Raw genomic sequence first — 13,021 nt, 5'->3', positions numbered from 1 at the left:
AAGGTGATTTCACCCCCCGTAATGAGTTTGTATATAACGACTCTTTAAATGATGAAACTATAGGAGGAACAAAACATGAAAGCTGATAAACATCTCCATACTCCCTTTTGTCCACATGGATCTGCAGATACATTTGAACAGTATATCAACCAAGCTCTATCACTTGGATTTAATGAAATTTCTTTTACCGAGCACGCACCATTGCCAGAAGGCTTCATTGACCCAACACCCTTAAAAGATAGCGCTATGTCAAGAAGTCATATGGAACAATATATTTCTCAACTAGAACACTTAAAGAAGAGCTATGCAAACGACATAAAGATTCATATTGGCCTAGAAGTGGATTACATTATCAACTTTGAAAAGCAAACAACCATATTGTTAGAAGAATACGGACCTTATTTAGATGACAGTATCTTATCTGTGCATTTCTTAACGCAAGGAGATCAATATTATTGTCTTGATTACAGCGATGATGAGTTTGCACGTATTATCCACTTATTTTCAGGCGTAGAACATGTATATGAAGCATATTATCAAACGGTTTTGAAATCTATTCAAGCAGAGTTAGGGAAGCACAAACCAAATCGAATTGGACATGTTACACTCGTTCATAAGTTTCAAAAACGTTTTCCTTGTAAGAAAAACTTTAAAGGAACCATTACAACTATTTTAGACGAAATAAAACGTCGACAATTACAGTTAGATTACAATGCAGCGGGCTTATACAAGCCTTTTTGCCAAGAAGCGTATCCGCCTAGTTGGATTGTAAAAGAAGCACAAAAGAAAAAAATCCCTCTTGTATATGGGTCAGATGCCCACTGTTCAAAGGATTTAGGTCAAGGTTACACATCTCTTTTTCCGTTATGATTTTAATTGAAGAATAACTTTGTTACTTGAGTCATTTTCTCCGCAAATTGTATAGGAAATCCAACTTTCTACTTCTTTTCGATAGTGATCGACAAAGTAAGGCTCATGAGCAAATAAATGAAGCACTTCAGTCATGTATTGAGGGTGAAGATATGGCATCATTAGCATCCCTTTTAATTGTACGATTATAAAAGGAGGCTGCACTTTTCGAAATTGCCTCTCTTTCATCCCTCTTTCTAGTATCGTCTTAATATAAAATTTCTCTTTTGTTAAATATGTCGTCATAACTTCTCTTATCAGTATAGTATCAAGGGAGATTTCTCGATAAACAAACCGAGCAATATGTCGATGTTCATGTTGATACATTAGAACGTTCCTAACTAATAACATTAAACATTCTTTTGGGGAATGTGTATCAAGAAACTGAAATGCTTTTTCAATCTCTTTAATGTATCCTTCAAAAAACATAGTAACTAAGCTTTCTAAAAGACCTTCTTTACCATCAAAATAGTATGAGATGTTAGCGACATTTACTTTTGCTTTCTTAGCAATTTCACGAACAGAAGTCCCATCAAATCCTTTTGTATTAAAGAGAGATACCGCAGCATCAATAACTTTTTCTTTTGTTTTTGTCTTAACAGCCATTATAATCACACCCCACAACTTATTAATTGAAAAATCATTTACGATGTGACAGAATAGTTACATTATTAGAGAACTCTTAAAGTGTAGTAAAAATAAATAGTCTTACTATTAAAGGTTCGTTAGATTTAGACACATTCCTTTATCTTCTTATCGACAAAGTTGTGGTAAAAATGACGATGTTACACGTATTTATTAGGGAATTCGACATGTATAAAAGCGATGTATCTAAATACTGATTACGAAAACGGGGGAATTCTTCATGTTTCAAGTAGAAAATTACAGTGGTTCACGAGAAAAAGATTATGAATTGTTAATTAAACAATTACGTGCATTATTAGATGGAGAAACAAATTCAATTGCGAACTTGTCAAACGCTTCTGCGTTACTTAATCAATTCTTAACGGAAGTCAATTGGGTTGGCTTTTACTTAGCAGAAGAAGGTGAACTTGTTCTCGGACCATTCCAAGGTTTACCAGCTTGTGTGCGTATCCCTTACGGAAGAGGAGTATGTGGTACTGCTGCAAAGAATCAGCAAACCGAACTAGTGGCAGATGTTCACCAATTCCCAGGTCATATTGCTTGTGATGCAGCATCACAATCTGAAATTGTTATCCCTATTTTAAAGAATGGAAAATTACTAGGAGTATTAGACATTGATAGTCCTAGTAAAAATCGCTTCGATGAAATTGATCAACAATATCTCGAAAAATTTGTAGCTGAGCTAGTCAATCACATTAACTAACCTAAACCAGAAAGAAGCGGATGGGAACAAATTTGTTCCCATCCGCTTCTTTCATTTTCATTCACTAGGTTTTGCCTCAGCCTCGTTTATTTTAGGTTGTAACGATACATCTTACACAAAAATCATTTTCACTTTTCTGAATAAGAGGTGTTTTCTTTTTCTCGTTCCACAACTACTCTATTCTTCCCTAAGTCTTTTGCACAGTATAATGCTTGATCTGCACGCAGAACCAGCTCTTCAAGCGTATCCACTTTATCCCTTGACCAGCAGGAAACACCACATGAGATGGTTGCACTTGGCTTCGTTTCTGCTTCTACCTTCTTGACTAATCTTTCAGCAATTGTTACCCCTAATTCAATTGGAACAGATGGAAGATAGACAGCTAATTCTTCTCCACCCCATCTTGCTCCAACATCTTTCACCCGTATATTTTGGATAATAATGTTAGCAATTTGAATAATAATTTGATCGCCTATTTGGTGGCCATATGTATCATTTACTTTCTTAAAATCATCAATATCAATTAAAAGAAAAGTACCACATGGGTCTTGAATCATCGACTTTTCTACTTTATCATCTAAATAATTGCGAGCATATAAGCCTGTCAGATGATCTGTTACAACAAGCTTTTCAAGCTCTTCTCTTAACATCGAATTTGTAAATGCTAGCGTTGAATGATGAATTAAAGATTGAAGAAGTTTGAATGTATCAAATGTAAAAGAGTACGGGTCGCTATGTAGTACAATCGCTGCTCCTTTAACAACTCCATTTTGAACCATTGGTACAGCAATAATGGAATGATAGTACATTTCTTCATTTGAAAAAGAAAAAGGTGATTCATTTACAAAAATAGCTTCTTTTTCTTCTTGCAATCGGTTGTATACATACTCAATATAAAAATGGGCGGATGATTCTGAGAAAAATAAGGTACTTCCCTTTAACAGCTGATATTTATCGCTATGTTCCGAAAACAAAACAAATCCAACTTCTTGTGCATGAAATGATTCTCTTATTTGATGTGACATATAACAAATTGTATCCGTTAACCGTAAATTAGAGTTCAGCTGATGTGATGTTTCATTAATTAGTCTTAAATCATCAATAAGTCTTCGTGATTGAGCATAAAGCTGTGCCTTTTCTAATGCACTTCCAGCTGTATGTGCCAGAACCGTAATAAATTTAACAATATCTTTTGAGAATAGCTCTTTATCTTCTGTTACCACTTGCAATACACCATAGTTCCCTTGCTTTCCTTTTAAAGGTGCATATAAAATAGCAGATTGATTTACTAAGTCATATTCTACTTCTACTTCTCCACACACATAAGCTTCCATTGCTTTTTCACTAATATTTTTATTATCATATTGTAAGTATTCAATTGGTAATTTCCGATCATTTTTATTATCATACGACAACAGCAACAGGTAGGTGAAATCTGGATAAACTTTCTGTAACGTATAGACCGTTTCTTCGAGAATATCTTCCATTTCTAAAGATAAATGGAATTTTGTTGTAATTTGATAAAGCTGTTCATACTTCATCTCTTGACTGACAGCACGTTTATACGTTAATAATAGCTCAAGCATTTTTCCGCATTCCGTTGATAATTGTTCCCAAAATTCAGCGTCTATTTGACTTTCTTCACTTTGCACGATATGCAAATAGTACTTTTTTTCATCTGTACGCAAGCATATAGATACGTCGTTTCCTTCTACAGTAAAAGACTGTTGATTTTGTTGCCGAAGAAATGAGAACGCTTCAAAAACGAGGTGTGAAACAGATTCTCTTTCTATCTCATTTGTTGTAGACTCGACCGTATAACGGTTTGTAAATTCATCCCATATGATGAACGACACGCTTTGCAAACTGTATTCTTTCACAAGAAACTTTACTATTTTATTCATCATATATTGAAGAGAACTTGTATTTTCGTCTAAAGATAACACTTTGAAAAAGTAAGCTTGTAAATATTCTAAGTTCCTTTTATTCAATTCATTCACCATTATCACCTACAGTTAAAAGTACACCGATACATTAAACGCTAATATTACCATTATAATGAATAAAGTAATTTTTTCCTATCATTTATATATTACCTTTTCTAATGTATATACGTCTATTTAGAAAAGGTAGAGAATTGTTTACGAAGTCTTGATAAACTCTTCATAGGATAACATGAGATTATCCCATAATTGATGTGCTTCTTCATTCTTTTTCTTTTCTTCTTGACATTAGTATATAAAAATCATATAATTTTCGTTGTGTGAAATATTGCAGCCTATACATTCTTTTTTATGTTTTCATTTTGTTCCTCATCATTGAGGTGTATCTTGTAACTCTCTGCTGCTAGAGCGAAGGTACATGAAAACAAAATGAGCGTAGCCAAAGATTGTGTCTGTTTTTGTTTTGCATAAAATAAAAACAATAAGGAGGAGTCATTCATGGCTCGTTATACAGGTCCAAGCTGGAAATTATCTCGTCGTCTTGGTATCTCTTTAAGTGGTACTGGAAAAGAATTAGAAAAGCGTCCTTACGCTCCTGGTCAACATGGCCCAGGTCAACGCAAAAAAATCTCTGAATATGGTTTACAATTACAAGAGAAGCAAAAATTACGCCACATGTACGGTGTAAATGAGCGTCAATTCCGTAACCTATTCGTTGCTGCTGGTAAAATGACTGGTAAGCATGGTGAGAACTTCATGATCCTTTTAGAAGCTCGCCTTGACAACTTAGTATACCGTATGGGTCTTGCTCGCACTCGTCGTCAAGCTCGTCAATTAGTTAACCATGGTCACGTTTTAGTGAATGGTAAACGTCTTGATATCCCATCTTACCGTGTACAACCTGGTCAAGTGATCAGCCTTCGTGAAAAATCTCGCAACCTAAGCGCAGTTAAAGATGCTGTTGAAGCTACAAACTTCGTTCCTGACTACTTAACTGTAGATGCTGAGAAATTAGAAGGTACATTCACTCGTTTACCTGAGCGTTCTGAATTAGCTGCTGAAATCAACGAAGCACTAATCGTAGAGTTCTACTCTCGTTAATAATAAAAAAATCTCTCCTTTTGGAGAGATTTTTTTATTATTCATGACTATTAGGTTAGTAAAATACCCTCCTCCCTGTTTATCCATTTTTATGGATATGATTTAGGAAGCAGGGTATTTTTTATAACTATGGATGATTACTTCTTTGTAACATCACTTATTAGTATTGAATTAATGTGTATTTTTTCTTACCACGACGAATAACTGTAAACTGCCCTTCAATTCGCTCATCTTCTCCTACAACTTGTTGAAGGTCTTGCACACGCTCTCCGTTGATATAGATCGCTCCGTTCGAAATGTCTTCGCGAGCTTGGCGTTTAGAAGGCGAAATTTTACTATTTACTAATAAATCGATTAAACCAATTTCTCCACCTTCATGACGGTAAGATGGTACATCTTTAAAGCCTTGTTTAATTTCTTCTGCCGTTAATTCAGCAATACTTCCACTAAATAGGGCCTCTGAAATACGAATTGCTTGATTTAACGCTTCTTGGCTATGAACCAGCTTTGTCATTTCTGAAGCTAATGCTTTTTGTGCTTCACGTTTTTCTGGCGCTTCTAATGCCTTGGATTCTAATGCTATAATTTCTTCATGAGATAAGAATGTGAAGTACTTTAAGTATTTCACAACATCACGGTCATCTGTATTAATCCAGAATTGGTAGAATTCGTATGGGCTTGTTTTTTCAGCATCTAACCAAATTGCGCCACCTTCTGTTTTACCAAATTTTGTACCATCAGCTTTTGTAACGAGTGGCACTGTTAATCCAAATGCTTTTGCATCCTCTTCAGATTTACGAATTAATTCTAATCCAGCCGTAATATTCCCCCACTGATCACTTCCACCAATTTGTAGACGACAGTTGTAGTTTTGGTATAACTTTAAGAAGTCAAATGATTGTAAAATCATGTAGCTGAATTCAGTAAAGGAAATTCCAGATTCAATTCGCGATTGAACAGAATCCTTTGCCATCATGTAGTTAATTCCAAAGTTTTTACCAATATCACGTAGGAATGTAATAACATCTAATGAGCCAATCCACTCATAGTTGTTAGCAATAATCGCCGCATTTTCCTTCTCTTCAAAATCTAAGAAACGAGAAAGTTGATCTTTAATACGATCACTAAACATCGCAACTGTTTCTTTTTCGTTTAATGTACGTTCTGCTTTTTTCCCACTTGGATCTCCAATTAGTCCTGTTCCGCCTCCTACAAGCGCAATCGGTTGATGACCTGCTTGCTGGAATCGACTTAAAATAAGAATTGGAAGTAAGTGACCAATGTGTAAACTATCTGCTGTCGGATCAAATCCACAGTATAATCTTGTACTTTCTTTTGCTAAGAGAGCTGTTAAACCTTCTTCATCTGTTTGCTGATTAATAAGCCCTCGAAAGGTTAAATCCTTTAGGATATCCATACTTATAATCTCTCCTTTTAATTTGTTATTAAAGATAAATAAAAACAAAAAACGCCCCTTCTATAGAAGAAGGGACGAAAATATCGCGGTACCACCCTATTTGAAGCTTAATTAAAAAATAAGCCTCCACTTAAAACGATGTAACGGTCTACCCGTCTTTTGTTACTTACTAATTTATAGGTTCACAAAAGATGCTCAAGGATGTAATTCATGATCATCTATGTGCTGATTTTCACCAACCATCAGCTCTCTAAAACAGGGAGATTCTCACTACTTATTCCTATCTATGCCTAATTATTTGATTGAGTAAAAAAGTCTATACAGCAACATTATGCCCTATTTAAAAAGGAAATTCAAGTGCAATTATTAAAATTGTAGCTTCTATCGTTCACTTTACTGCAACTTAAAAGAAAATGCTTTCAATAGTCAAGTTAAAAGAGATAATGGTATCATAGAGGTATAAGTATGCGTTTAATAGAGGTTCAGGAAGTCTACATCATGGATTGTAAAGTAGCTTCTTTTTGGAGAAGCAATGTTAAATTTAATTGAACTTAAATATGACGAGCAACTAATTTTAATCGTTATTTTACAAGACAATTTTTTCTCCTCTAGAAAAACATAAAGGAGCTGAACAAATGAATATCTTTTTAACAGGAGCAACAGGATTTTTAGGTAAACGATTAATCAAAAATTTATTAACTCAAGACCACCACATCTATGTGCTTGTTCGTAATAAACATAAGTTTCATACACTGTGTCAATCACTTTCTTCTCAGCAATCAACTCGTTTAACCGCCATATATGGAGATATTACAAAAGAAAAGTTAGGCATATCAGACGTTGATTATGAAAGAATAAATGAGCAAATTGATGCCATTTATCATATGGCTGCACTTTTATCGTTTGACCCTGCTGATAAAGATGTGACATTTAACGTGAATGTGGACGGAACAAGAAATGTCTTAGAATTCGCTAAAGAGATTGCAGCTAAAAAGTTTTTCTATGTAAGTACTGCTTATACGCTAGGAAAAAGCGAGCAAGGGTACGAACAACTTTATTCGACGGATCGCTCATTTGTTAACTACTATGAAGAAAGCAAATGCGTAAGTGAACATCTCGTTTTCTCTTACAAAGAAGATTTCAATGTTTACATTATGCGCCCTGCCATCATTATTGGTGATTCAATAACAGGTGAAGCAGATACAAGCTTTGCATTGTACGGGTTATTAAAAGGGTTAAAGCTCTTAAAAAGAAAAATATCTAGAAAAGACAATTGGACAAGTAACATGTATCGCTTACTAATCAATCCATCAACACAATCTAATTTTGTACCTGTTGATTACGTAGCTGATGTTTTAACCATTGGGTTAACTTACGCACAGCCGAACAAAATTTATAATATTACAAACCCACATCCTCTAGACCATCAAGTAATCTTTGAGATTGTAAAAGATGTTTTACAGTTTCCAAATCTTAAAATGGTGGCAACAGCTGATGAAGCAACATTTTCTAAGGAAGAGCATTTCGTTAACGAGCCGCTCAAAGTATTCCACTCATACTGGAATCGTTCCATTATATTTGAAAGTCAACATACAAAAGAGATGTTAGAAGAAGCTAATCGAAATGAGCTGAACATGGATGAGGAGATGTTAAGGCGCATTATCTCTAGTTTCGTTAAAGAAAGAGTACACTCATAAAACATCCCTTACCTCTCTATCCATTGATTTTACTGGATTTTTGGGGTAAGGGATGTTGTGGGCTGAGCCAAACAGGAATGTTCTTTATCCCTTCTGTCTCAGCCCCTTCTATTAATCTTCCATTGTTGATAAATCACCAGTTGGTAAATCAAGCTCCCACGCTTTTAAGACGCGACGCATAATTTTACCACTGCGTGTTTTTGGTAGCTTATCACGAAACTCAATTTCACGTGGCGCTGCATGAGCGGCTAAGCCTTTCTTTACGAATTGACGAATGTCTTCAATTAATTCGTCTGATTCTGTATATCCATCGCGTAACGCAATGAACGCTTTAATAATTTCTCCACGAACTGGATCTGGCTTACCAATTACACCTGCTTCTGCTACTGCTGGATGTTCCACTAGTTTGCTCTCAACCTCGAATGGTCCAACACGTTCACCAGCTGTCATAATCACATCATCAATTCGGCCTTGGAACCAGAAATATCCTTCTTCATCCATATAGGCTGAATCTCCAGATACGTACCAATCCCCTTGCATGAAGTAGGATTCGTACTTCTCTTGATTATTCCAAATCGTATACATCATTGAAGGCCAGCCTTTTTTAATCGCTAAATTCCCCATTCGATATGGAGGAAGCTCATTTCCTTGATCGTCAACGATTGCAGCTTTCACACCTGGAATTGGTTTGCCCATTGAGCCTGGTTTTACTTCTAAGCAAGGGTAGTTACAAATGGTTTGTCCACCTGTTTCCGTCATCCACCACGTATCATGAATACGATTATTAAATACTTTCACACCCCAGCGTACTACTTCTGGGTTAAGTGGCTCACCAACACTTAAAATATGACGCAGTCCACTCAAGTCATACTTTTTAACTAAATCATCTCCAGCACCCATTAACATGCGAAATGCCGTTGGTGCACTATACCATACTGTTACCCCATAGTCTTCAAGGGCTTGGTACCAAGTATCTGGACTAAAGCGTCCACCAATAATGACGTTGGACGCGCCAACTAACCATGGACCAAAAATACCATATGAAGTACCTGTTACCCAGCCTGGATCGGCTGTACACCAGTATACATCGTCATCTTTTAAATCTAACACCCACTTGGCCGTTTGATAATGTTGAATCATCGCATTATGTACATGAAGTACACCTTTTGGCTTCCCAGTAGATCCAGATGTATAGTGTAACAACAAACCATCTGTACGCTCTACCCATTCAATTCGAAGATCTTTACTAGCTTCTTCTAAACGTTTATGGAAATCTAAAAATGGACCTTCTTCAGTAATGTTTTCTCCTACGAGAATAACATGTTTAAGTGCAGGTAATTCATCGACGGGAACACGTTGGAGTAATTCTGGAGTTGTAATTAATACTTTTGCATCACTATCTTCTAGGCGGTCTTTAACAGCGCCTTCCATGAAAGCTTCAAATAAAGGACCAACAATAGCCCCTAACTTAATTGCTCCCAAAACAGAAAAGTATAATTCTGGAGAACGAGGCATGAAAATAAAAACACGATCTCCTTTTTCTACATCTGCCTGCTTTAGCACATTCGCTGCTTTATTAGATAAATCTTTCATTTCTTTATAGGTATACTTTTCATCTCTATTCCCATCGCGATAATAAAGAGCTACTTTGTTTTTCCTAAAAGAGTTTGCATGCTTATCAATTGCTTCATAAGCAGCATTTACCTTTCCAGTTTCATACCATGAAAATTCTTTCTCCACTTGTGACCAATCAAACGTCTCGTAAGCTTGATTATAGTCCTGTAAGTTATAATCCCCTTTTGTTACAGGAAGCGCTTCCACTTTCATCACAAACTCCCCCTTATGTATGAAATTTACAAATCTATTATAATACATTATTTAACTTTTCTCAATTTTAAAAATATTCTTTTAGAAAATTAGTAGAAAAGTCGTTATACAACCTAATATTCTACTTAACCTATCAATTCCCTTTAAAATGTGTTATTTTTTTGAAAACGCTTTATATTCTGCTTTTTTATGTATAATAGAAGAATATTATACTTTTCTATGAAAAACTCAGGTGGTGAATAAAGTGAATCATCCAAAAACCTATAATGCAAAAGAATTAAAAACACCTATTGGAACAATCGTCATAGAAGGTCCCATTCCTTCTCATAAACTAAGAGAGCTTGAATTTCATAAACAACTCGTTGCTTTTAGACCTCCAGATCAACAAAAGAAAGCATTAATTGAGATTGCAGACTTACCAGAAGGTAGAATACTAATTGCACGTCATCTAGATACAATCATTGGATACGTAACGTACCTTTATCCAGATCCGTTAGAAAGATGGTCAGAGGGCAACATGGAAAATTTAATTGAGCTTGGCGCTATTGAGGTGGCAGCTCCTTTTCGAGGATATGCAATCGGAAAGAACTTACTACAAGTATCGATGATGGACGATGCAATGGAAGATTATATTATTATCACAACTGAATACTATTGGCATTGGGATCTCAAAGGAACGGGATTAAATGTATGGGATTACCGTAAAGTAATGGAGAAGATGATGCAAGCAGGCGGTCTAGAATGGTTCGCAACCGATGACCCAGAAATTAGCTCACACCCTGCTAATTGCTTAATGGCACGTATCGGAAAACGAATTCAACCAACTGCAATTCAAGAATTTGACCGGTTACGCTTTCAAAATCGTTTTATGTATTAACAACTAGATTTCATCGTAGTCTCAAGCATACTTGATATAAATGAATAAGGAGTCGTTTTCATATGATTGTTGAAGAGATGATGATTCAAGATGTGATTACATTAAGGCCTACTAATACCATCGAAGAAGCAATTAAACTACTGGAAGAACATAAAATTAGACATATCCCTATTGTGAATGATCATAACGAATTAGCAGGAATTATATCGGATCGTGATGTACGAGATGCAAGTCCGTCTATTTTTCATCGCAATACTCATTTAGAGGACTTACAGCAACCTATTCAATCTATTATGAAAACATCTGTTATTACCGCTCATCCACTTGATTTTGTAGAAGAAGTAGCATCGGTATTTTATGAGTATCAAATTGGTTGTCTTCCTATTACAAAGAATAATAAGTTAGTTGGTATCATAACAGAGCGAGATCTTTTACATACACTCATTCAATTAACCGGTGCTCATCAGCCTGGCTCTCAAATTGAAGTAAAAGTAGAAAATAAAGCTGGTGTTCTAAGTGAAGTAACGTCTATGTTTAGAAAACATAAGATTAACATTTTAAGTGTACTCGTCTACCCTGATAAGGATGATCGTTATAAGGTTATCGTTTTTCGAATTCAAACATTAAATCCTACGGTGATTATTACTGAACTAAAACAGGAAGGCTATGATGTCCTGTGGCCTAATTTACCAGGTATCTCTTTATGACCAAAAAAGATTGTGTATTTGTCTATTCAAAGGAATTTTTAAACTATAAATTCAGTAACAATCACCCCTTTAATCAATTACGAGTAAAATTAACATATGACCTATTGACTAGTCTAGGTGCATTACGTCCAGAAGACATTGTTCCACCACGATTAGCAACAGATTCAGAGCTAGAATTAGTACATGATTCTAATTATGTTCAAGCTGTAAAATTAGCAAGTGAAGGAAAGCTTCCTGCTGAAAAAGCATCCGACTATGGATTAGGGACAGAAGATACACCTATCTTTCCAAATATGCATGAAGCAAGTTCCTACTTAGTTGGTGGGACCTTAACTGCCGTGGACCATGTTATGACTGGTAAAGCTAATCATGCACTAAGTTTAGGTGGAGGATTGCACCATGGATTTAGAGGCAAAGCATCGGGTTTTTGCATTTACAACGACAGTTCTGTTGCCATTAAGTATATACAACAAAAATATGGAGCAAAAGTGCTTTATGTGGATACAGATGCACATCATGGAGATGGTGTACAATGGACATTTTATGATGATCCAAATGTTTGCACACTTTCTATTCATGAAACAGGAAGATACCTGTTTCCTGGAACGGGTAATATTAACGAACGAGGACATAGTGAAGGATATGGATATTCTTTTAATGTTCCTGTTGATGCCTATACAGAGGATGACTCATGGCTTGAAGCCTACAAAACATCTTTAAAAGAGGTAGCAGCTTTCTTTAAACCCGACGTTATTTTAACGCAAAACGGTGCAGATTCTCATTACTATGATCCTCTCACACACCTTTGTGGGACAACACGTATGTACCGTGAGATTCCTAAATTAGCCCATGAAATAGCTCATCAATATTGCAACGGTCGATGGATTGCAGTTGGTGGAGGTGGATATGATATTTGGCGTGTTGTTCCAAGAGCATGGTCATTTATTTGGCTTGAAATGATTGGGCAACAAGATATAAAAGGACCTCTGCCTCATTCCTGGATTGATACGTGGTCCAAAATTGCCCCTTTACCAATTTGCAAAGAGTGGGATGATCACGATGGCCTATATGAGCCTATTCCTCGAAAGGCTGAAATTACGGAGAAGAATACCCAAACACTTAACAAAGCACTTTTTCCCATTCGTCAACACTTAAAGAAAGCTTGATTTGATGGCAAACTAGCATTGATAGAACC

At 35.8% G+C, this 13,021-nt stretch carries 11 protein-coding genes and 1 other annotated feature; of the genes, 7 read left to right on the top strand and 4 right to left on the bottom strand.

The window, feature by feature from the left end:
• Window positions 1-75: 75 nt before the first annotated feature.
• Complete coding sequence (gene hisJ, locus JOC83_RS00115) at window positions 76-870, top strand: histidinol-phosphatase HisJ (RefSeq protein WP_205182385.1); 795 nt, start codon at window positions 76-78, stop codon at window positions 868-870.
• Here the strand turns inward: hisJ and refZ are convergent.
• Window positions 865-1,515, bottom strand: a complete 651-nt coding sequence (gene refZ, locus JOC83_RS00110) for a forespore capture DNA-binding protein RefZ (protein ID WP_205182384.1) — start codon at window positions 1,513-1,515, stop codon at window positions 865-867. The two genes, hisJ and refZ, sit on opposite strands and share 6 nt — an antisense overlap.
• 259 nt (window positions 1,516-1,774) lie before the next feature.
• Here refZ and JOC83_RS00105 point away from each other — a divergent pair, with 259 nt between their 5' ends.
• Window positions 1,775-2,257 (top strand): GAF domain-containing protein, encoded by a 483-nt coding sequence (locus JOC83_RS00105; protein WP_205182383.1) that lies wholly within the window; start codon window positions 1,775-1,777, stop codon window positions 2,255-2,257.
• A gap of 128 nt (window positions 2,258-2,385) precedes the next feature.
• Here JOC83_RS00105 and JOC83_RS00100 read toward each other — a convergent pair whose 3' ends face one another.
• Window positions 2,386-4,257, bottom strand: a complete 1,872-nt coding sequence (locus JOC83_RS00100; RefSeq protein WP_205182382.1) for a sensor domain-containing diguanylate cyclase — start codon at window positions 4,255-4,257, stop codon at window positions 2,386-2,388.
• A gap of 441 nt (window positions 4,258-4,698) precedes the next feature.
• Between JOC83_RS00100 and rpsD the strand changes: the two genes are divergently transcribed.
• Window positions 4,699-5,301: a 30S ribosomal protein S4 gene (gene rpsD, locus JOC83_RS00095; protein WP_205182380.1), complete on the top strand. Its 603-nt coding sequence runs from the start codon at window positions 4,699-4,701 to the stop codon at window positions 5,299-5,301.
• A gap of 160 nt (window positions 5,302-5,461) precedes the next feature.
• Here the strand turns inward: rpsD and tyrS are convergent, their stop codons facing one another.
• Complete coding sequence (gene tyrS, locus JOC83_RS00090; RefSeq protein ID WP_205182378.1) at window positions 5,462-6,718, bottom strand: tyrosine--tRNA ligase; 1,257 nt, start codon at window positions 6,716-6,718, stop codon at window positions 5,462-5,464.
• A 67-nt stretch (window positions 6,719-6,785) separates the two neighbouring features.
• Window positions 6,786-7,014 (bottom strand) — a binding site (T-box leader).
• 339 nt (window positions 7,015-7,353) lie between these two features.
• Here tyrS and JOC83_RS00085 point away from each other — a divergent pair.
• The gene (locus JOC83_RS00085) at window positions 7,354-8,415 is read left to right on the top strand and encodes an SDR family oxidoreductase (RefSeq protein ID WP_205182376.1); all 1,062 of its coding nucleotides are present in this window, start codon (window positions 7,354-7,356) and stop codon (window positions 8,413-8,415) included.
• 111 nt (window positions 8,416-8,526) lie between these two features.
• On the opposite strand, the gene acsA is transcribed toward JOC83_RS00085, so the two are convergent.
• Window positions 8,527-10,242, bottom strand: coding sequence for an acetate--CoA ligase (gene acsA / locus JOC83_RS00080; protein ID WP_205182375.1), 1,716 nt, complete (start codon window positions 10,240-10,242; stop codon window positions 8,527-8,529).
• A 244-nt stretch (window positions 10,243-10,486) separates the two neighbouring features.
• Here acsA and JOC83_RS00075 point away from each other — a divergent pair, with 244 nt between their 5' ends.
• The 3 genes from JOC83_RS00075 to JOC83_RS00065 all read left to right on the top strand — a co-directional run bounded on the left by JOC83_RS00075 (window position 10,487) and on the right by JOC83_RS00065 (window position 12,992).
• Window positions 10,487-11,119 (top strand): GNAT family N-acetyltransferase, encoded by a 633-nt coding sequence (locus tag JOC83_RS00075; protein ID WP_205182374.1) that lies wholly within the window; start codon window positions 10,487-10,489, stop codon window positions 11,117-11,119.
• Window positions 11,120-11,181: 62 nt separating this feature from the next.
• A complete protein-coding gene (locus JOC83_RS00070) occupies window positions 11,182-11,826 on the top strand; it encodes an acetoin utilization AcuB family protein (protein ID WP_205182373.1) in 645 nt (214 codons plus the stop codon).
• Window positions 11,823-12,992 (top strand): acetoin utilization protein AcuC, encoded by a 1,170-nt coding sequence (locus tag JOC83_RS00065; protein ID WP_205182372.1) that lies wholly within the window; start codon window positions 11,823-11,825, stop codon window positions 12,990-12,992. The genes JOC83_RS00070 and JOC83_RS00065 overlap by 4 nt, the downstream gene beginning before the upstream one ends.
• Window positions 12,993-13,021 lie beyond the last annotated feature (29 nt).

It is taken from the genome of Priestia iocasae (assembly GCF_016909075.1).
GTDB lineage: Bacteria > Bacillota > Bacilli > Bacillales > Bacillaceae_H > Priestia > Priestia iocasae.
This window is presented reverse-complemented; position numbering and strand designations above follow the sequence as displayed.